The organism is Domibacillus indicus (assembly GCF_000970685.1).
Classification (GTDB): domain Bacteria; phylum Bacillota; class Bacilli; order Bacillales; family Domibacillaceae; genus Domibacillus; species Domibacillus indicus.
Genome location: NZ_LAJB01000007.1, coordinates 42073 through 61181, shown reverse-complemented (window position 1 = coordinate 61181; position 19109 = coordinate 42073). Strand labels below are relative to the sequence as shown.

At 38.5% G+C, this 19109-nt stretch carries 26 protein-coding genes; 11 read left to right on the top strand and 15 right to left on the bottom strand.

Translation table 11 applies throughout. The features are described 5' to 3' along the window. Positions 1–55: 55 nt before the first annotated feature. From VP98_RS08475 to VP98_RS08450, 6 genes are all read right to left on the bottom strand, one after another. Positions 56–337: a hypothetical protein gene (locus VP98_RS08475; RefSeq protein ID WP_046174953.1), complete on the bottom strand. Its 282-nt coding sequence runs from the start codon at positions 335–337 to the stop codon at positions 56–58. A 260-nt stretch (positions 338–597) separates the two neighbouring features. Further along, entirely contained in the window at positions 598–951 is a 354-nt protein-coding gene (locus tag VP98_RS08470; protein ID WP_046174952.1) for a hypothetical protein, read from the bottom strand. A gap of 405 nt (positions 952–1356) precedes the next feature. Further along, on the bottom strand, positions 1357–1521 hold the full coding sequence (locus VP98_RS19335) for an aspartyl-phosphate phosphatase Spo0E family protein (RefSeq protein WP_082087897.1): 165 nt from the start codon (positions 1519–1521) through the stop codon (positions 1357–1359). A gap of 1084 nt (positions 1522–2605) precedes the next feature. After that, positions 2606–3112 carry a hypothetical protein gene (locus VP98_RS08460; RefSeq protein ID WP_046174950.1) on the bottom strand — a complete coding sequence of 169 codons (507 nt, stop codon included), beginning with the start codon at positions 3110–3112 and terminating at the stop codon, positions 2606–2608. A 251-nt stretch (positions 3113–3363) separates the two neighbouring features. Then, positions 3364–3849 (bottom strand): hypothetical protein, encoded by a 486-nt coding sequence (locus VP98_RS08455; RefSeq protein ID WP_156151350.1) that lies wholly within the window; start codon positions 3847–3849, stop codon positions 3364–3366. Positions 3850–3984: 135 nt separating this feature from the next. Continuing rightward, positions 3985–5283, bottom strand: a complete 1299-nt coding sequence (locus tag VP98_RS08450; protein ID WP_046174948.1) for an ATP-binding protein — start codon at positions 5281–5283, stop codon at positions 3985–3987. 170 nt (positions 5284–5453) lie between these two features. Between VP98_RS08450 and VP98_RS19085 the strand changes: the two genes are divergently transcribed. Next, positions 5454–5615, top strand: coding sequence for a hypothetical protein (locus tag VP98_RS19085; RefSeq protein ID WP_197076588.1), 162 nt, complete (start codon positions 5454–5456; stop codon positions 5613–5615). On the opposite strand, the gene VP98_RS19230 is transcribed toward VP98_RS19085, so the two are convergent. Continuing rightward, positions 5584–5688, bottom strand: a complete 105-nt coding sequence (locus VP98_RS19230) for an aspartyl-phosphate phosphatase Spo0E family protein (protein WP_231584163.1) — start codon at positions 5686–5688, stop codon at positions 5584–5586. The genes VP98_RS19085 and VP98_RS19230 overlap by 32 nt on opposite strands. 491 nt (positions 5689–6179) lie before the next feature. Here VP98_RS19230 and VP98_RS08440 point away from each other — a divergent pair, with 491 nt between their 5' ends. The 5 genes from VP98_RS08440 (at position 6180) to VP98_RS08425 (ending at position 8902) form a co-directional block, all read left to right on the top strand. Then, positions 6180–6821 (top strand): deoxynucleoside kinase, encoded by a 642-nt coding sequence (locus VP98_RS08440; protein ID WP_046174946.1) that lies wholly within the window; start codon positions 6180–6182, stop codon positions 6819–6821. A 299-nt stretch (positions 6822–7120) separates the two neighbouring features. Next, complete coding sequence (locus tag VP98_RS08435) at positions 7121–7342, top strand: hypothetical protein (protein ID WP_046174945.1); 222 nt, start codon at positions 7121–7123, stop codon at positions 7340–7342. A gap of 165 nt (positions 7343–7507) precedes the next feature. Beyond that, positions 7508–7654 carry a hypothetical protein gene (locus VP98_RS18845; RefSeq protein WP_156151349.1) on the top strand — a complete coding sequence of 49 codons (147 nt, stop codon included), beginning with the start codon at positions 7508–7510 and terminating at the stop codon, positions 7652–7654. Between the two features lie 137 nt (positions 7655–7791). Then, entirely contained in the window at positions 7792–8019 is a 228-nt protein-coding gene (locus VP98_RS08430; RefSeq protein WP_046174944.1) for a hypothetical protein, read from the top strand. A gap of 496 nt (positions 8020–8515) precedes the next feature. Continuing rightward, entirely contained in the window at positions 8516–8902 is a 387-nt protein-coding gene (locus VP98_RS08425) for a DUF6173 family protein (RefSeq protein ID WP_052712194.1), read from the top strand. 5 nt (positions 8903–8907) lie between these two features. Here the strand turns inward: VP98_RS08425 and VP98_RS08420 are convergent, their stop codons facing one another. Then, complete coding sequence (locus tag VP98_RS08420; protein ID WP_046174943.1) at positions 8908–9159, bottom strand: hypothetical protein; 252 nt, start codon at positions 9157–9159, stop codon at positions 8908–8910. A 379-nt stretch (positions 9160–9538) separates the two neighbouring features. On the opposite strand from VP98_RS08420, the gene VP98_RS19330 reads away from it, so the two are divergent. Further along, the gene (locus VP98_RS19330) at positions 9539–10468 is read left to right on the top strand and encodes a methyl-accepting chemotaxis protein (RefSeq protein ID WP_046174942.1); all 930 of its coding nucleotides are present in this window, start codon (positions 9539–9541) and stop codon (positions 10466–10468) included. A 712-nt stretch (positions 10469–11180) separates the two neighbouring features. On the opposite strand, the gene VP98_RS18840 is transcribed toward VP98_RS19330, so the two are convergent. Continuing rightward, positions 11181–11336, bottom strand: a complete 156-nt coding sequence (locus tag VP98_RS18840; RefSeq protein WP_156151348.1) for a hypothetical protein — start codon at positions 11334–11336, stop codon at positions 11181–11183. A gap of 363 nt (positions 11337–11699) precedes the next feature. On the opposite strand from VP98_RS18840, the gene VP98_RS08405 reads away from it, so the two are divergent. Together VP98_RS08405 and VP98_RS08400 are read left to right on the top strand one after the other, a co-directional pair. Next, on the top strand, positions 11700–11957 hold the full coding sequence (locus tag VP98_RS08405) for a hypothetical protein (protein ID WP_046174940.1): 258 nt from the start codon (positions 11700–11702) through the stop codon (positions 11955–11957). A 187-nt stretch (positions 11958–12144) separates the two neighbouring features. Next, a complete protein-coding gene (locus VP98_RS08400) occupies positions 12145–12987 on the top strand; it encodes an STAS domain-containing protein (RefSeq protein WP_046174939.1) in 843 nt (280 codons plus the stop codon). Between the two features lie 54 nt (positions 12988–13041). Here the strand turns inward: VP98_RS08400 and VP98_RS08395 are convergent, their stop codons facing one another. Both VP98_RS08395 and VP98_RS08390 read right to left on the bottom strand, forming a co-directional pair. Then, positions 13042–13248 carry a hypothetical protein gene (locus VP98_RS08395; RefSeq protein WP_046174938.1) on the bottom strand — a complete coding sequence of 69 codons (207 nt, stop codon included), beginning with the start codon at positions 13246–13248 and terminating at the stop codon, positions 13042–13044. 764 nt (positions 13249–14012) lie between these two features. Beyond that, the gene (locus VP98_RS08390; RefSeq protein WP_046174937.1) at positions 14013–14669 is read right to left on the bottom strand and encodes a 2OG-Fe(II) oxygenase; all 657 of its coding nucleotides are present in this window, start codon (positions 14667–14669) and stop codon (positions 14013–14015) included. A gap of 833 nt (positions 14670–15502) precedes the next feature. Between VP98_RS08390 and VP98_RS08385 the strand changes: the two genes are divergently transcribed. Further along, positions 15503–15949 (top strand): hypothetical protein, encoded by a 447-nt coding sequence (locus VP98_RS08385; RefSeq protein WP_046174936.1) that lies wholly within the window; start codon positions 15503–15505, stop codon positions 15947–15949. An 81-nt stretch (positions 15950–16030) separates the two neighbouring features. Here VP98_RS08385 and VP98_RS08380 read toward each other — a convergent pair whose 3' ends face one another. The 3 genes from VP98_RS08380 to VP98_RS18835 form a co-directional block, all read right to left on the bottom strand. After that, positions 16031–16525 (bottom strand): L,D-transpeptidase family protein, encoded by a 495-nt coding sequence (locus tag VP98_RS08380; protein ID WP_046174935.1) that lies wholly within the window; start codon positions 16523–16525, stop codon positions 16031–16033. A gap of 110 nt (positions 16526–16635) precedes the next feature. Further along, positions 16636–16989 carry a response regulator gene (locus tag VP98_RS08375; protein WP_269431499.1) on the bottom strand — a complete coding sequence of 118 codons (354 nt, stop codon included), beginning with the start codon at positions 16987–16989 and terminating at the stop codon, positions 16636–16638. A gap of 379 nt (positions 16990–17368) precedes the next feature. Beyond that, complete coding sequence (locus VP98_RS18835) at positions 17369–17539, bottom strand: hypothetical protein (protein ID WP_156151347.1); 171 nt, start codon at positions 17537–17539, stop codon at positions 17369–17371. 214 nt (positions 17540–17753) lie between these two features. Here VP98_RS18835 and VP98_RS19080 point away from each other — a divergent pair, with 214 nt between their 5' ends. Next, complete coding sequence (locus VP98_RS19080; protein ID WP_197076574.1) at positions 17754–17930, top strand: hypothetical protein; 177 nt, start codon at positions 17754–17756, stop codon at positions 17928–17930. A gap of 99 nt (positions 17931–18029) precedes the next feature. Here VP98_RS19080 and VP98_RS08365 read toward each other — a convergent pair whose 3' ends face one another. Next, positions 18030–18779, bottom strand: coding sequence for a TraR/DksA C4-type zinc finger protein (locus VP98_RS08365; RefSeq protein WP_046174933.1), 750 nt, complete (start codon positions 18777–18779; stop codon positions 18030–18032). Positions 18780–19109: the final 330 nt, after the last annotated feature.

The following is a 19109-nucleotide window of genomic DNA, read 5'->3' as shown; positions in this document are numbered from 1 at the left end:
TTCTCTGTTTAATAGATAGAATTTGTGCAGATTAAAAACATAATAACAAAAGCCCTTAGTAAAAGGACTTTTGATTAGTTTTTTTATTTTCATACGCGTGATACGACGCTTTCAGCTTATTCTCAATGTAACGCTGAGGATCTGCTGTGAAAATTTCATTATCCCTGATGGCTTGTACTACAACGTCATTGTACATGTTTGCAACCCGGCATAGGCCATCAATGATATGATAGAGCTCCTGATGATCGTTTTTTTGATCAAAAGACCATTCTTGAATTTCATATAATTTTTTTCTTACTTCATAAAGGGTTTCTAGATCGAATTTTTCAGTAAGCATTTGGTGTACCTCCAAACAATTGTTATAACCTAATCCTATTGTTTGAAGGATCAAATTATTACATGGTCAAGTAAAACTCAATTCATCTTTTTATCAGGTGCTCCAGAATTCGGTCATTATCAAGGTTGAAGATGAAGCCAAATTTCCAAGGATTTCGGCTCCTGAGAAAGGTTGTAAAGTACTGGAACAGTCGCAAAGAAGAAAAAGCAAAAATCGTTTGTTACCTAAAAAGAAGCCGTAAAAACGACTTCTTAAAAGAATTAATACATTGGAAACTGCCCGGGCATTATGTGGGAAGCATTATTATAGCCCTCTGCCATCATCATGTGAGGGGCATTGTTATAGCCCTCGGGCATCATATGAGGAGCGTTATTATGTTCCTCAGGCATCAGCCGGGGAGCACTATTGCATCCACATCCTTTAGGATTCCTTGTGGGAACATGACTGCGTCCTTCAAGCATCATATAATGCTGTTCAACCCGCATTACGTGATGAAAGTGTTTTTGATAAAAATGCATGTGCTTCTGCGGGTCCACATATTCATATTTTTTTGCCAGCAAGCCATACAAGTTAGCCTTGGCCAAAAGATCTTTCAACGTTTCATCCATAATCACTCGTAAGCCTCCTTTAAAGGGTTACTTTAAGGTATTCGGATATGGACTTTTATGTATAAACGGTTAGCCCGGAAATTCACAATTAGCATTTTAAATTTAATGTGCTTAAAAAGTTAAATAAAGAAGGGAAAAGTTTTGATGAGAACTGGAGGCTGCAAAGAATGAGCGATGCGGAGATTTTATAAAAAAACAGCCAGAGGGGGATCTGGCTGAAGAATGACTTCGACTGAAGTAGGAGTGGGTATTCAAACTAACAATATCAGTATGCTCCGGCTAATGAAAATTTATACAAAAAATTACTGAATCATTATTCTTCTAAAGATTCAACGTTTACGGCTTTTTCTTGAGAGGGCGGAAAAAACATCAATGCTGAAAGGAACGTAACTTTTACTTGCTGCTCTTCCTTCAGCACTGAAGCTGATACCAAAGAATCAGCTCATCTAACTGCTCGCTATATCGTACTGTTTCAGGACTGCTAAGACCATACTGCAGGCCAGAAGTAATCATAAGTTGTCGAATCTGCTCAATGCGATCAAGCAAATCACAAAAAGTATCCTGGGCATAAGTCATAGTATTCCCCCTGTATGCAAATAAACATATTAGGCAAATTATAGAATGTTTATCTCGAAATTGAAATGATTTTTTTGAGGAATTGCAGCTTTTTTACAAAAAAAGGAGCAGGAAGCAAATCACTGTCCAGGGAAAAAACGCTAAAGGATTACCGGAGATTAAATTAGATTAGGTGAAAAAAGAAATTTAAAAAGCCAGGACCAACCCTGGGTTCTCACACCTCTATTTTAAAAGGAAGACCTCACAGGTGCCATGAGGTCTTGAAAATCTGGTTAAGTACCGCAGTCGTAATATGCACCTGTTTAAAGTATGCCCGATAGACAAGCTTTTAAAACTTTTGTTTTATAAGAAATAAAACAGAAAACGATGTCCTTTTATCAATTTTATTTTAAAGAAAGAAAATGCTTAGCTGAAGAAGGATATAGTAAAAGGTTTAAGGGCCGAACTGCTATTGAGCGTGAAGGCATTTTAGATAATGTGCCAGGCGGCTGCTGCCGCTGAAGAGAAAGGACCTATACTGCTGTGGCTTATTGTCGAGGGAAAAGTTTTACCGTATTTGACTAAGCATCTGTCATGGAGCATTCGATCTTAGATTCTTTCCTCAACTTGAACTGTATAAAAAACAGAACGATTTAACTTTTTATGATGTTACATAGTATCCAGAAAATAATAGATAATAAATTTTAAAGCTGAAAGGAGTGAAACGTATGGCAATGTGTCCTTTATGCAATTCATTAAAAGTATTAGAAATATATTGTCCGGCATGTAATTCTCGATTAGACGACTCGGGCAAGGTGTCGGATTTTTTAGATCCTTATGGCCATTATAATGATGAAGAAACGGTAAAGATGGGTGATGGATATCCCAATACAGCAAAAGACCAGATTTGTCCTCATTTAATGGTTTGTAATAAGTGCGGATATGACGTGGTAAAGTTTATACAGGAAAGATAACGAGCAGCAATGCGCATAACTGCTGATATGCAATGGATGAAAAAACCTCTTTATCCAGATTCATAAAAGTGCAGCTTAAGCAATGGAAAAGCCGTATCAGTTAATGTACTGGCACGGCTTTTCTTTTCTGCTTAACTTTGATTTTCATTACCGACTCGAGTATTTTCCCGGGATTTGTATATTTCTTTTACGCCGCGTGCTGCTGTTTTGAACCCTTTTTTTCTGATTCCTCTGGGAGAAATTGTACTCATAATCATATCAGCTCCAACAGCACCCGCAGCGGTTCCCAGAACGCCTGCTGCACTCGCTGCTGCTGTTCCTGCCGCAGCAGCAGCTCCCGATATGGTCCCGGCAGCCGAAGTGACAGCACCTGCTGCACCAGCAGCACCTGCCGCTGTAGCTGCTCCCGCGATAGCTGTTCCAGCAGCAGTAGTGATCCCGGCCGCGGCAGCACCTGCCGCTGTGGCCGCCGCAGCGGCAATGGTTCCGGCCGCGGCTGCTGAACTAGTCACGGCCGCCGCAGTCCCAGCAATAGCAATTCCCGCTGCGGAAGCCGCAATAGCACTGGCAGCCAGGGGGGCTGCCGCAGCTGCGGCAGCTCCACCGGCAATATAAGCAGCTCCTTTCCAAAAACCCATAAAAACACCTTCTTCCTGCAATTTATATAATCTGCAGCGCTTTATTATCAAGTTGTTGATACAGCAGATAAAGAAAAAATGCACTGCGATACTTTTTATTAAAAAGATAGACTATATTAATATTTACCCAAAAATAGTTTGCAAAACATTAGCTTCTTGATAAAATGCATTGTAAAAATTACCATTTACACAATTTGTATCGCCAGCAGGAATGGCTCTGCCGTATTTTTTTATTTTTAGCCAACCAGGAGCTATTTTTCAGAAAAAGAAGGCTGTTCTGGTTCCACTGGGGGAACAGGCGAAATGATTGATTGCTGCTTACCAGCTTCTTCATTTGATTGCTCCATAGTTGTTTCCGCCGCTTTATCTTCGCTGTTCAACTCATCTGATTTCTCCTGGTCAGTCACCTCGCCTTTAGAAGAAGCAGCCGTTTTCTCATTTTCTTGTGAATTGGTCTGTTGAAACCAATCAGCCATATATCCTTCTTGATTGTTCCCGATTTCCGTTTTTTCTTCAACGTCCTTTTTATTTCCCATTTCCATTGGGCTGTCCTGGCTGTTTTCTTTATCGGATACCGCCGTTTTCGGTTCTGCGGCAGCGGACTGCTTTTCCTCATTCGGTACAGTTTCCGATGGTTCAGCTGTAACTGATTGACCTTCGTCTGTAGAATGGTTTGTTACAAACTGGTTCACGATAAGTAACAAGCAAGCGATGACACCAAGAAGCACCACAGACAAATATATAACAGCTTTACTTATCTTTTGAATATAAACTCATCTCCAAACATTAAATTTTTTGAAACAATACATGCCTTGCCGTATATGTCCGAATTATACTTTCGAAAGAAAATATCAAAAACTTTTTTTATCTTTTTAAAGACGCATAATGAAAGAGTGGTTTGCTGCTGTTCCTTCAGCGGCTGGAAGAGAGACGGCAAAGCTTGTTCCTTTGCCCGGACAGCTTTCAATATGGATTTCTCCACCCATAGATTTCACCACGCTGTAGACCACCATTGTACCGAGCCCGGTTCCAATATCCTTTGTTGTAAAAAATGGGCTGCCTAACCGTTCAAGCTGTTCCTTATTCATGCCGATTCCAGTATCCTCTACAGTTATTACAGCAATTTCTTTCAGGCGTTTCAGCTTAATTTTTAAATTTCCACCTTGTGGCATAGCTTCAATTCCATTTTTTGCGATATTTATAAAACATTGATTAAATTTATCTTTTTCCCCGGCTGCATACAGGTTTTTCTCCAGGCTCATTTCAATTTTCACATTATTGAGAGCGGCATAGGGTTCCAGAAAATTTTTAATGCTGGTTAGTTCCTTGAACAGATCAAGCATCTTCACATTTTCCAGCGAAGGCTTGGCAAAGGTTAGATAATCAGTAATAATGGATTCTGCTTTTTCTAATGCTTCGAGTGAAATCACAATATAATGTTCTTTATCCTGCTCTGAGAGGCCAGAGTCACGTAACAGCTGAAGAAAGCCCTTTGTAACTGTTAAAGGATTGCGAATCTCATGTGATATACTCGCGGCTATTGTACTGACCGTTTTTAGCTTTTCCAGCTTTGCGATTTCGTTAGAAAGAATAAAATCCTTTTTTGCTTTTTCAATAAAAAGTATACAAAACAGCACTCCTGCCGCTTGAATGGTTGAAAAAGCAAAAGTATACAGAAGAATTTCTCCGGTAATGGCCAGCGGAAGAAAAAGTGCATTCAAGGCTGTGGTAAGTAAAACAAAAAATACAGAAATACATAGAGAAATCCATGCTTTTTTTCTCAGATTCACTGTACTTTTGTAAAAAGGAATAACGATACATAATAAAAGAAGCAGCAGTGAATAAACACAGAGGGCTGTAATAAAGTCAGGGCCTGCAAAAAATCGATAGGCCAGTAAAATCCCGGTTAATATAACAGCAACCCGACGCCCTCCGTACAATGCCCCCGCAATGAAAGGAATCTGGCGAAAGTCAATGGGAATATCCTTTATAGTTATAATAGGAAAGGTCTGAAAAAAAATTATCGAAAGTCCACACACTAAAATAATGACTAAAGTATCTGCCAATCTATTTGTTTTCTTTTTAAGAAATTGGTAATACATAGTCAAACTAAAGTAAATAAAAAGAATATTTAGCAGGGTGGTTTCGATATTATCAAATAAAACATTCACCGCAGCAGCTCCAGTCTCATTCTTTTATTCAATTTTAAAAATTCAGCATCTATGTGTTTCCTGATGGAAGCATCTTAATTTATATAATAACGATAACTGTATAAATTTTGTATATAAATTTAATTTATATATAAGATTTTTGTTTTGCATTTTATTGCTGGAAGGATGATTTGAGCAAGCAAATAAAAAAGCCGGGAGAAGACCCGGCAAAGGAAAAAAGACCTGGTTTCGAGATTTACACCATAAAGCAAATAGCCGCTTTCCAAAATTACAAACAAAAAGGTTTGATTTTCATAATATTTATTTGTTTTGAAATTGATATTGAAGAATAAGCTCATCCAGCTGTTCGCTGTACCGTAATGTTTCAGGACTGGTAAGGCCATACTGTAAGCCAGCAGCAACCATAAGATGCCTGAGGTTATTAATGCGGGAAAGTAAGTCACAAAAGGCTCCCTGGGCGTAAATCATAGTACTCCTCCTGTATATCAATAAACATATATGGGTAATTATAGAATATTTATCTTGAAATTGAAATGTTTATGCCTGGAGTATAGAATCGTGAAACAAAAAATAAGGGGAATTATATCTCAGGCTTTTAACTGTGAAAAGGGTGCCCGATAACCTGGCGGCAGATTTAAAACAGCGGGAAAGGGGTATATTTACAATGACAAATAACGAAAGTTTACACGTGAAAGCTTCCGGGTCTCTTACTAAGTTGTTCCAGGCATATTGAAGAAGGGAGACCGAAAAATGGAAAAGCAAAAAAGCGAAGTCTTTTTTTGTATAAAATGATGGGTTAAGATTCACAATCAAATTAGAAGAGCTCGCTAAAAGCGATGCTATCCAGGATTGGTATACACTGCCGAAATAAAAAGAAATATAAAGGAGAAGACCTCATGATACTTATTGAGGGAACGGTAGGAGCAGGGAAATCAACACTCTCCAGTTTAATCAGCGATCATTTTCGCATTCCAGTTTTTGAAGAGCTGGGCAATCCAGATACAGAAAAATTGCTGAATCGTTTTTATCGAGACCGTTCAAGATGGTCTTTTACCACGCAAATTCATTTTGCCACAGAGCGCTGGGAAATGATTAAACAAGTTTCTGGACAAAGAAACGGTATACTCGACCGGTCTATTTTTGGTGACGAGATATTTGCAGAGCTTTTAAGTGAAGATGGAAGCATGGCACCGGAAGAGTATCGGACATATAAAAAACTTCTTGCAGCTATTGTGGCAACCACAAAAGCACCGGATCTGCTGATCTATCTTCAGTGTGATACAGAAACAGCAAAAGAGCGGATCGACCGCCGCAGACGAGGATTTGAATCTGAAGTGGATATAAATTATTGGGAGCGGCTGAATGAGAGATATGATGCCTGGTATGAAAATTATCACCATTCCCCAAAGGTTCTGCTTGGTGTAAATCATCTGGATTTCGCGAACAACAAAGATCATAAAGAAAGTGTACTGTGCTTAATCGGCAAAGCTTTAAAAGACATTCACTATTTTGAAATGAAAATTGAAAAGCCCCGATAACACTGGATGCTTCAGTTAACAGTACCGATGATAAGCTTCTTACTCATAAAATGTAATAAAGCAGCTTTCCTTTTTTATAAACAGCATCCCGGGAGGTGCTGTTTTCTTTGCTTAGAAACAAATTCTCCATTCATTGCTGCTTCTTTGCAAAGTTTATTAAAAAGACACTATGTGCAAAATAAAACTGCTGTGAAACCACTTATATTAATCGTTACTTTTGGGAAAACCAATGCTATGGAGTGTATAAAAAACTGCCGGCCTAGTTGACACAAATGTACGAGCAGGAGGAGGAAAACAGCATGAAGCCTATTGAAGGTTATGAACATTTAAGCGATGCCGAACGGGAGTTATTTATCCTGGCACATAACAAACACCTTGGATTGCTCAAAGGTGAAGAGCGCGGGCAATACGGGCTTGGAAGTGTAGTGGCAGTAACATCGAACCCGCAAAAAAACGCAGTGGATGTCCGTTTTGCAAATGGCCAGAAACGGCAATATACAACAAAAGGGATACGGCATTGATTTAAGCATATATGATTGCTGCTATAGCAGCACAAATCCTTGGAGAACAAAAAATGTTTTCCTGGCATGCTTAGGATATTTATGAAAGGGTATAATTTTTATAAACTTTACAGAAACAAAATTAAACTTACTTGTTTGCACATAAATAGCACAGGGGTGAAGCTCATGGCTGATTTAGAAATTTTTAAATGTCCGAGCTGTAAATGGGAAGGCCAGTTTGAGGAAACAGACAAGGACGAGAGGGCAGCAGAAAACGGATCCGATTCTTATTGGGAGCATTACTGTCCAAAATGCAAAACAGTAATTGAGTAAGCATCCACAGTGATGCTTTTTTTAGTGGGTTGAAAAGCCTTTTCAGCCTATTGGACAGGAAAGAGATTTTAAAGGTGAGTGAGGGGAAGGAAAACAAATCCTTTTGTCGAAATGCAAGATAAAAGGAGGAGTGCTTAATGGATAAAATCATCTATAAAGTCAAACTTCAATTTGATAAAGAAAATAGTGAAATCATTGAAGTTAAAGGTCCGCCTGGCAAGGAGGAGGTAGTTTTGAGAATGTTTACCGACCATGAAGAAAAATGGCTTATTGATGAAAATAACCAGGCGTTTAATTTAGAGTTAGTTACAAAAATCTCATTTATAAGCCCGGCCGGCATTAAAAATGAACCGAAAAACATATAATGCAAAAAAAGATAACAAGCATCTATGGGTGCTGTTTTTTTTGCCGAGAATAAAAATAAGCAGCGCGAGAAGCTGAAACTTAAAAACATACCAATGCCAAATTTCAGCATTGCTCTATTTGCTGCTGAAATAGATAACCTGTCCGTAACGAATATGATATTTTAAATCACAAATCGATATTTCAGGCAGCTGCAAAAGGGCAAAGAAGGGATTTATAAAGCAAAAAACAGCCAGAGGGGTCCTGGCTGCACTGGGTAATGGGAATACAAGCTTGGGAGGAAAAGACCACCTCACCACTAATATATTACCCGCAGCAGAAGAGTTTATACAAAAGAAATAAAGCGGAAGAAAATGCCCGGCTTAAAATGGTTTCGTATAAAAGCTGGAGAAGAACAGGAGCTTTTGGCTTAGTGTGAAGCATAATAAGGTGACGAAAAAGGAGATAATAAAGCAGAATTCAGGGCAGCTTTAACCGGCTGGCGAAGGAGATGACAAAGTGGAATCCAAGGAAGAACCATCAAAACAACCACCAGGCGGCAACGAAATTTGCAATGAATTGCCTCTGCCAGCAAATGCAGAGGGACAACAAACCCTGGCAAGTGAATTTTATAAGCATTTAAAAAAAAGAGCTGAAGATTTCGATAATAAACTGGATGGCAGCCAGGGGGTGGGAATCAGGCTTATTCCCTCGGGGCAGTCCATTACCTTCCAGGTCAAGGCACTGGGCTACTGCGACCCCAGTTTAATCACGTTTGCGGGCGTTACGGAGAGCGGATTAGAAGTGCAGTTGGTTCAACATGTATCGCAGCTTAATTTTTTGTTGATGGCGATGCCCCGGCCCAACCCCAAAGAGCCTAAAACTCCATTAGGTTTTATTCAATAAAAAAGTCAATGTAAGGAGCGGCATATCCTCCAATCGTTCAAAGCAGGGGAAGGCCAGAAGAATAATCTCCACCAGATATTAAACAAAGTAAAAAAGGCAGAGCCACAAAGGATAAAACGTTCGCCGTCACCCATAATGAAGCTAATTAATTTTTTAAAATCTTCATGACCTTTCGCTTTTAATACCTTCCGGATATTTTTAAACAAACCAATTGCTAAAAACGGGAAAAAAGAAAAAAGAACGTCATAATTAGGCATAAGCGGTTTCTCTATACTGAAATTCGTCCTGGAATTTCAATGCATACTTTTTCCTGAAGTATATAAAGCAGCCATAAAGCTAAACAACCTCTGCCGCAGTGAACAGGCCAAAGTTTAAAATCAGGTGTACAGGGTATACACTTTATATGGTTTGGTAAGCCACAAAAAAATCGTAATAGTATGCATATAAAAGATGGAAAAGCACTCACATGATGTGGGTGTTTTTTCTTTATACTGAGCTGTTAATCGATCAAAGAAAAATGCCAGGGAAGTAAAACATTCAGATTTGCTTTTAAAATTATATACTGCTACCGTTGAATTTGGATAGGAAAAAGGTCATGAGTTTCACAGGTTTAAATATGACAACGGGAGGCTTTATATGAAGATTCAGCAAACAGAAAAAATAGCTGTCAGCACACAAAAGTTTGATAAAGAAGCTGTATTAGCGGCAATTGAGGGCTCGCTTGCCATGATTGAATTTAATCCGCAGGGAGAAGTTCTTTGGGCAAACAGTAACTTTGCCAGAACAATGCGATACAGCGTTGCAGAAATGCCAGGGCTTTCCCACAAGCAGTTTTGCACAGAGGATTTTGTCAGGAGTCCCGGGTATTCAAAGCTATGGAGCGATTTACGAAGCGGGCAGGGAATGCAGCAAAAAATTCAGCGGGTTACAAAAGATGGCTCTCTTGTTTGGCTTGAAGCAACTTATACACCTGTGTACGATGTAGATGGGAAAGTAGCGGGAATTGTAAAAATAGCCACTAATATTAATGAGCGCGAAAAGAAAACAGTAAAAGTGGCTTCTGTACTTCAAGGAATGGCTACAGAATTGCGTTACCGCGCTGATCAAGGAATGGAGAGAAGTGAAGAGATTGCAGAAGCCTCCGAAAAACTTGTTTTAGAGTCAAATGAAAATCTGGAGGCTTTAAAGTCATTAAAAAACCAGGCAGGTTCTATTGAGGGAATCGTTAAAACAATAAGGGAAATAGCTGCCCAGACCAATTTATTGGCATTAAATGCTTCTATTGAAGCGGCCCGTGCCGGGGAGCATGGGAAAGGGTTTAATGTTGTAGCAAGTGAAGTAAGAAAGCTTGCTGGGCGTGTACAGGACTCGATCCAGGAAGTAAATGCCCATATAAAAGGAATTACCATTGAAGTAAACAAGGTTAGCAGCACAACGGAGCATTCACAAGGCAGCATTATAAACAGCCAAATGCTGATAAAACAGGCATCAGAAGCATTTACAGAGATAGATGAGGCGGCGCGCCGTCTTGAGGAGCAGGCACAGGTGTTTAAAGATATTCTATAATAGCTGAAAAATAAAAATTATCATTAAAAAAAACGGTCTGTTCAATAAAAAAATGCCGAAGTGAAGCCTCGGCAAAAAGAAAAAAGGGTTATTAGGTAAGTGAACTACAAATTAAGTACCCGTTTTAGCGCGCTGTAAACAAAAAATTCGAAAAAAATCGATATTTTTCAACATTTTCTGTCTGCTGCGGCCGCTTCTTTAATTAGTATTGAAATTGGAAACCACTTCATAGAATCCAATGTATGATGCCCGATGAAGAAAAACACACTCTTAAACTGTTCCTTTTATTTCTTTTTTTTGCTTCCATTGTTCGCAGCCATAATACCTGAAAAAACAGCAATGCATATTGCCACCCATGCAGCAGTATCCATTCTGTCTCCTCCCTTCGCCAGGTTAACTATATATACGCTGCAATTATGAAAAGAATTCAAGACAAAAAGCAATTAAAATAAAGAATTGGCGGACTGCCTCTATTTGCTTTTTTATTTTAAGGGATGAATTAAAAAATCTATCATGCGGTTGAGAAAAGAAATTGTTAATCGAAATGATGTAATAAAAGTACTTCCATTCTCTGAACAATAGAAGTGAAATAAGCTTTGCTTCCGCCGTTTCCGATCACATAAAAAAGCAGCATAATGGGATGCGGGCTGGCGGATGCACTTTCCGGCAGGGCGAACACTGCGCCCTGCGTAAAGCAGTGCTCCCGGGAAGCTTACTGGTCTTCTTTTGCCTCCTGTTCCTCGTGCGACTCGTGTTCATCGGTACCGTCAGGCGTATACGTATCCGTTTTAGTATCGGTGTTATTGCATCCGGAGAGTATAACAGCAGACAAAAGGCTTGATATGAAAAACAACAGGTATTTGCGCAATGATTTTACTCCTCTCAATAAAGTTATTGGCAGTATTTGTCCAGGCAGCAAAATTATTCGCTGCAAGCTGTCTGGCCGGTTTATCTGGAAAGCAAATCCAGTAAATATTTACCCCTTTTCTTTCGCTGGAAAACGCAAAGCAAAACGAAGCGGCCGGCATGAGTGGCAAGTTGAAGAACAGAAAAAGCCCCTTAATTCAGTATCAGACTTTTTCCATCCGTTTGTATTACCCTTTAAAAAAAGCTGCTTCAAAGGAGGTTTATGAACGGAATGTAAACAGGATAAAGGCAGCGTTCAGAGAAGTGATTAAATGATATTTTTAGGGGAAGCATAATAACTAAAGAAGAAAGGAGTCTGAATCAATTGGTATTTGAACAAAAGTATGAGGCGAAAACAGACATGGAGGAGCCCGGGCAGGAAGAACAAGATATCTATCGTTTTATGAAAGAACAATACAATCAGTCAATAAAAAACGGAAATACGTATGAAGATGAGATTTATGATCCGCAAATCACTGCCCTTGTCGGCCGTGAATTCAATATTTCCGCAGAAGAAGCCAAAAAGATTTACCAATCCGTAGAATTGAAGATAAATGATGATTTTACAAAAGAATTTAAATGAATGAAAAGCGGCTATTGAGCAAAGTGTTGAAAAACAAACTTGCCAGGAGCCGTTTTATTTGTTTTTGAAGGATTCAAAAAGAAGCAAAAACAGAAGCTGAAAATTGAATAAATAGCTTCCATTCTTTTATTGCGTTAAAATGATTATAAAACATTCATTTTTTCGGATTAATCAGGAGGAAAGATTAGTGGAAAAGAATAAGGAGCTTTACAGCTATTTAATGGATCAAACAGAACGATTAACAGAAGAATGGTACCAAACGTTAGAAAAAAGTAATTCGTCAGGAGTTTATGCTTCTTCAAGCGAGGAAGACATCAAGCTTGTTAAAAAACAAAACCAGGAATTTCATAAACAATTTTTTCAAGTATTCACTAAAGAAGAAGCAAGCTGTATAAAACAATTTGAAGAGTGGATTGTGAACGTTGCGAGCGACCCGAATCACCTTGCGACTCCTTCACATTCAATTTTAAATGAGTATTATCGAACTCGTGACCAGTACATAGAACTTGTAAGAGAGTTTGTATCACTCCAAAAAGGCCAGTATACACAGGAAGATATCGATTTGTGGAATAAGATGATTATTGACACAATGGATAAAGTCACAGTTTGGTTTATAGAAGAACATAGTAAATACTTAAAGAAAAGACTGCAGGATCATCAGGAGCTGATTTATGAACTAAGCTCACCGGTTATTAAGCTGAATGAGACCACTGGATTGCTTCCGCTTGTCGGAGACATTGATACTGCGCGTGCTAAACTTATCCTTGAAAACACATTAACACAATGTGCCGATAAAAAGCTTAATTGCCTGTATGTTGATTTATCAGGAGTCGTGGCAATCGATACAATGGTAGCACAGCAAATTTTTCAGCTGCATGATGCGCTAAGTTTAATAGGAGTAAAAACAACCCTCTCAGGAATTCGTCCCGAAATTGCGCAAACTGCCATTCAGCTTGGTCTTTCTTTTGATAATATTCCGGTTACTTCCACACTATCAAGAGCTTTGAACTATAATCCGGAAACTCTTTGATTATATAAAGAATTGCGGTACAGTCCGCGGTTCTTTTTTGTTAAGACCGGTATGTTACCGGTCTTTCTTAACTGCTTGTGTGTATGCGTTTTTTGTTTCCCACTTTGCCATATCAACCGACAATGCATCTACCCAGGTTTCTTGCTGGTTGCTTTGCTCAAGAATAGTACCATTTTTGTCAAATGGCAGACTTATCCGGTTTTTCTTTTCGTCAAGCAGTCGATAGAAAGACCGGTCAGAGACATACTGTAATAATTTCAAAATGTCACTCCCTTCTCGTTTATGGAAATTATATCAAAAATAATAGGTAAAAAGCTACTCGTAACCCGAATGAGAAATGAAAATCCTCTCTTTTTTGAAATGAAAAGAAGGCTTTTGTAACTGGTAATTTACAGATAAAAGAGAGAAATGGAAAAAAAGGAATAGATTAATAAGGAAATGAGGGGCAAATATACATTCTTGTAAAAAAGATCACTGTACAAAATTCAAAATTATAAATAAAAAAAACCAACATATTTCTATATCGGCTGTTCACATTCTTTTAGCGCTTCGCGTAAAAGTTGAATATCGAGTTGAATTTGTGCTTTGAGGGATGAATCGTTACATCTGTAATAGTCATCTATAAGGCGGCTCAATTCAGCGGACAATATCATAGTCACATCTTCCAGAGTAAACGCTCCTTTTTCGTGTAATTTAGCTGTATATATGTTCGATCCATAAGACTTGAGGTATTTTCCTTGAAAACGAAAGTAAAAAATCAAGAGCCGTGTATATTATTACCCTTTTTTCAAAAAAACATGCGCAAATTTCGTGTTTTTTGATACTTTTTTGTCAAAGAAGTAGATTGTTTTTTTTCACGGCTGTTACTTGCTGTTGAATAGAATCCGGGATTGAAGGATTTTAGAATGAAGGTTTGCGAATTTATGCAGGGATCATTGTTGCAAGGGGAATTGAATTATCTATTAAGCCGGCAGCAATAAAAATCACTCTTTTTTTGAGTGATTTTTATTATAGAATTTTTGTGTTTATCTGAATTTTTGTTTTCTCATCCATTGTGTTGCAATCCATTTTTCACCGGTAATAACAGGCGCGCCGCCATGCAAGGTCCGTTCGTTTAAATTCATATCGGTATAGAAATATTCGAAATACACGGCCGTTCCTTTTTTTGGTAAGACAGAAAAATTCAGCTGTGGAAAAAATGTTTCTCCGCCTTGATCTACATCATTTAAATACATGACGAGTGTGCTGATTCGGTTATTTCTTGAAGCGCCGATTTCTGGCGAAAAGAAATCATAGTGCGGTTTATACTCCTCTCCGGCTGAATACTTAAGAATTTGAATACCATCCCCATGTTCAACAGGTATATTCATAATTGATGAAAGCCTTTTTTCAATTTTAGTAATGATATCGTTTTCATTATCATCGAAAAACATACCGCTGCTTGTTCTCATCTCATTTACTTGATGTGAAGCGCCAATTTTTGAACGCTGCATTCTGTTCTTTGATAATGTAATAAGTTCGTCACATTCATCGTCACTCAAAACATTTCCCAAAACGGCTACAAGCGGCTCTTCTAAGCGGGCAATAATATGAATTTCTCTATCTTCAGTTTTGATAGTAGATCCTGTGTGATTAAAAATCGTTTGTTCTTTAATGGTTGATTGCTTACTCTCTATTTTCAACGTTCGTCAGCCCCTTAAAAAGTAAAATTTCAAAGTGTTTTATTTCTTCATTTAGGATAGCGCTTACAATATATAATAATACCATAAATCTAGATGGAATTTTCAACTCATTTTTAGGCGGGCAAAACCTGCTGTTTTCCTGTTGAAAAGCCAGGTATGAAAGATATGGCTAGAAGGTATCTGCTGGCTCGCGAGGCGTTCGCGGATATTCGCAGATTTTCGAGGCGGTACTAAAGAATAGTCAGCTCTTTTATCGGGTTGACTATCCTTTAGATCCAAAGTGAGGAAAGAAAATGCTGCATACGTAGGTATGGGCAAGCAAAAAATAGTGTTTAAAAGACTAAAATAAAAAGCGCATAATTTAGTTTAAGAAGACAGTTTATCTCTCCAGTAAACAGACCGATTGGTCTTTTTTGCAGGCTTATACTCAGATTTGGAAAACAAGCTGAATTTTTTTAAAATAGTGCCCAGCAAAATGAGCAGGCTCATTTCTAATAATATTAAAAAGATATAAACAAAAAAATGAATGGATAACATAGGGAAGCATCCTCCAGAATAATCAGCTTAACCAAATTTTTATTACCCTGTTTTAAAAAAATGAAACCTAAAAAATAAAAAAGCAGCTCTATTTTTTAAAAACTTTTTAAGCTGATTAATGAAAGATACTATGAGCACTTTTATTTCTATTGCTCAAGACTATCTTTTGTTTTTTTTGAGATAAGTCAAATCTTCGCCTGTATAATTTCTGCTGTTTACTTAAAGATGGTCTTACAAGGGATTTGTTTAATATACATTTTTATACGGGACAAGCAGATTAAAAAGGCGGTAATGGAATGAAAAATTGGCTTCTAGCAATTAGTCTTTCAGGGATAATAAGCGGCTGTTCAGCGGATGAGGAAAAGCTGGTGCAGAAAATGTTTAGTGAAGAAGCTCCTTCAATGATAGAAGAGCCGACGGAAGAAGAACTGGCCGAGTTAATGAAAAAAGAAGCTGAGCCTGCCCGATTCGCGGATCTTGATAACGGCAGCCTGCCAGAGAGCAAAAAAGTTAAAGTATTGGGCAGAGTTCTGCAAGTTATAGAACCAGGCATTATGGGTACATTCACTCTTCAGGCGGATGACGGAATATTTACGATTATAAATTCAACAAAAGTAGAACCGAAAGAAGGAAGTATGGTTACCGTTTATGGAGTGGCCGCTGTGGAGAAAGCGGATGACGGGACGCCTGCTCTTAATGCCATTGTGATTGAGAAAAGCCTGGCTGGACCGCCGAAAAAATGAGCCGTGGCCAAGAAATCAACGGAAAGCCCGGAGCTTGTTAAACACCGGGCCGTTTACCGTGAGTGAAGCTTTAAGACCGAATTATGAACTGATAGAAACAGGCGTCCCAATCGGCACGGTTCTGGCAAGTTCTTCTACATCCCGGTTATACATGCGGATGCAGCCTCTTGATACATACTTTCCGATGGAGGAAGGGTCATTAGTGCCGTGTATTCCATAGCCTTTTTTAGATAAACTCATCCACATAGTTCCATAGGGTCCGCCCGGGTTGGGAGCTTTGTTAATGATAATAAAATTCCCTGTCGGGGTTTCATGCAGCATTCTGCCAACTCCCACCGAATATACTTTTCTCGTTTGCCCGTGATGCCGCAGTGTTAAAGTCCTGTTTGTCAGGGAAACATAAATCGAAAAGGGGACTGCGGACGGATCAGGAAAGCCCGGGACAACAATCTGCTGTCCTGCATAGATCAAATTTGGATTAATTCCCGGATTAGCGGCAATCAGTAAACCAGCTGAGACCCGGTAATCGCCGGCAATTGAGGAAAGGGTTTCTCCGCGCTTAACGATGTGAATCAAAGTAATCCCCCTTTTTTGCTTTACTTTATCTTATTCAAAGCATGCTAAAAAGGAAGAAAGAATTAAGGGAGCAAAGCAAAAGAGCGGCCGGAAAGTTTTGGGACAGCCTTTTAATCAAGATTACGGAGAATGGGGATAAGATTAGTAAAATAAGGCTTAACAATAAAATCTTTTGCTCCCAATTGCAAACACTCGAGGATCAAGCTTTTTTGGCCCATTGAGGAACACATGACTACATTTGCTTCGGGACATATTTCTATTATTTCAGAAAGGGCGGCAACCCCGTTTTTAAGAGGCATCGTAACATCCATTAACACAATATCAGGTTTTGCAGATTTAAATTTTGATACTGCCTCCTGGCCATTTTCAGCTTCTTCAATAACTAAATAATTTGCTGAGACTAGTATATCGGAAAGCCACTTTCTCATAAATCGAGAATCATCTGCAATTAAAACAGTCTTCAAAAGTGTTCACCTTTTTCAGTTAAAATGAGGAAAAAACGAAAAGAGATTTCCGAATATAAATTTTTTGAAAATCTGGCTGCTATTAAAAGCTTTATTACTTTAGCTTTTTAATAAAAATTCACTTCGTAAAAATCATAACATGAATTTAAAAAAATATATGATTTTAAAAATATTTTTTATTAAGGAAAAATAAGGATTGAAAATCACTGCATAATAAGCCATGAGGAATATCATTCCAAAAAACGATAAAATGAAAAATCAGCCAGAAACAAACTGGCTGATTTTTTGAATTTGAATCACTAAACAATTTTTAAAAAAATGACTGAAATTAATTCCAGCAAGCCGATGCTGTTTCCCAACAGCAAAAAGAAGAAATATTTTAATTCAGCTGTTTTCCTTTTTTATAAACAGGCGGATTATTTTTAGATGGATTGCTGTATTCCGTTCTTGATAAAAGCTTTGGCTTTTCTGTAATAAACATTAATGACCCGATCAGGCCGATAAAAATAAGAGCCAGCAGTACGGATGCAAAAAAGTCAATTGTAAGCATTAAAACGGACCTCCTCATTAATTAACTTTGCCAGGTAATTAAGATAGGTATTCCCTGCTTAAAGAAGTTTAAACGTCCGTTCGGGAAAAGAAGCAGGAAAACAAAAAAAGAACTCTGTAATCAATACGAATGAGGAGAGCGAATCAAGGGGAAAATATAGTCAAATCGGAGCGGCTGTAAAAGTAAAAGCCGCATTTATTGGAGGGAAAAATAAATGGCATATCGGAGAACGGTCGTGGCACAGCATTGGACGAGGGAAGAAATGGATATGTATTTCCAAAAATTCGAACAGAAACGGCCGGCATATTTGAGAAAAGCAGAGCAGACAGTAGGAGAGCGATTTTCCTCTCGCTCAAGAAATACCAGAAATATGAGGCCGTCGGGCTCCTAAGAATATTGAAGGAGAGAAGCTATGGAAGTTTTAACGTACTTTGGAGCAGAGAAATATAAAACCAGCTGCCCCTTTACTGCTTCAGCTGGTTTTACTTATTTAATCTTTATCAGTATAAGGCTCGTGCTCAAACGCAGGCAGGTCTCCAATAGGCGTCATAAGGTCCTCTTCGTCCAGGGAATCCTCGTAATTTTCATGTTCTTTTGAAGGGTACACATCTATTCTTCTGCCGTTAATGTCAACAGCTGCAAAATTTTCGTAGTCCTCTACATAACCGACGTTTTCTTGAGATTCCACATACATATCTTCGTAATCCTCGGGCGGATCTGCAAAATCAGATGGAGATTCGGATGTTCCATAGCGTGCAACTTCCTGCCAGGAGTCTTCTGAGTCAAAAGCAACGTTCTCATCTTTCACATCCATATCAAATTTTTTAAAGGCAGGAGCCAAAAACCGTTCTTCAATCGACCGGTCATTCGAAATGTTTTGATCCTTAGAGTCCTCTGTACAGAACAGGGTGGTTGGAATAGCTTCCAGGCGCTCAAATGGAATTTCTTTTTTGCAAACCTTGCAAATACCGTAAGTACCATTTTGAATGGCTTCCAGGGCTCTGTTGATTTCCAGCAGTTCAAGTTTAGCGTGTTCATTTAACGCAATATCCTTGCCCCGCTCAAATTCCTCTGTTGCTGTATCACCCGGGTGGTTATCATACAGTGATAATTCTCCCGTAGAATCGGGCAGGCCCCTCTCTGTTTGAAACTTATCATTATCCTCAAAGCGGGCTGTCAATTCCTTTTTTCTGTTGGTCAGCTCGGTTTGAAAATTGGCTAATTGGGTTTTATTCAGCATAAGTTCAGTCCTTTGCATTCCGTTTTTAGGTTTACTGCATTGCTGCTTACAATGAGCAGGAGCTTTCTAAGTAGGATTCCCAGAGTATGTGTTTTAAATCCGGGAAGAAATACACAGGTGTATTTTTAACTCACAATATGGCAAAAATAATCATTACGGTCCACCTTGAGAATAGGCTTGCCTCTTTGATGCCGGTTCCCGATTTTGCTGCAGGTATAGCATTTGTAAAAAAGTGATTTTCATACGGCCGGCGAATTGCATCAGAAAACAAGCGTTTTATAACGCCAAAATAAAAGGATTTGTAATATCATTTTTTTTACATTATAAATG

Coding starts and splice junctions, on each gene's coding strand:
- VP98_RS18835 (WP_156151347.1), bottom strand. CDS start 17,539: ATGCTTACAATTGACTTTTTTGCATCCGTACTGCTGGCTCTTATTTTT.
- VP98_RS08385 (WP_046174936.1), top strand. CDS start 15,503: ATGAAAAATTGGCTTCTAGCAATTAGTCTTTCAGGGATAATAAGCGGC.
- VP98_RS19330 (WP_046174942.1), top strand. CDS start 9,539: ATGAAGATTCAGCAAACAGAAAAAATAGCTGTCAGCACACAAAAGTTT.
- VP98_RS08435 (WP_046174945.1), top strand. CDS start 7,121: ATGAAGCCTATTGAAGGTTATGAACATTTAAGCGATGCCGAACGGGAG.
- VP98_RS19335 (WP_082087897.1), bottom strand. CDS start 1,521: ATGACTTATGCCCAGGATACTTTTTGTGATTTGCTTGATCGCATTGAG.
- VP98_RS08460 (WP_046174950.1), bottom strand. CDS start 3,112: ATGGGTTTTTGGAAAGGAGCTGCTTATATTGCCGGTGGAGCTGCCGCA.
- VP98_RS08420 (WP_046174943.1), bottom strand. CDS start 9,159: ATGCCTAATTATGACGTTCTTTTTTCTTTTTTCCCGTTTTTAGCAATT.
- VP98_RS18845 (WP_156151349.1), top strand. CDS start 7,508: ATGGCTGATTTAGAAATTTTTAAATGTCCGAGCTGTAAATGGGAAGGC.
- VP98_RS08475 (WP_046174953.1), bottom strand. CDS start 337: ATGCTTACTGAAAAATTCGATCTAGAAACCCTTTATGAAGTAAGAAAA.
- VP98_RS08440 (WP_046174946.1), top strand. CDS start 6,180: ATGATACTTATTGAGGGAACGGTAGGAGCAGGGAAATCAACACTCTCC.
- VP98_RS08430 (WP_046174944.1), top strand. CDS start 7,792: ATGGATAAAATCATCTATAAAGTCAAACTTCAATTTGATAAAGAAAAT.
- VP98_RS08365 (WP_046174933.1), bottom strand. CDS start 18,779: ATGCTGAATAAAACCCAATTAGCCAATTTTCAAACCGAGCTGACCAAC.
- VP98_RS19080 (WP_197076574.1), top strand. CDS start 17,754: ATGGCATATCGGAGAACGGTCGTGGCACAGCATTGGACGAGGGAAGAA.
- VP98_RS19230 (WP_231584163.1), bottom strand. CDS start 5,688: ATGGTTGCTGCTGGCTTACAGTATGGCCTTACCAGTCCTGAAACATTA.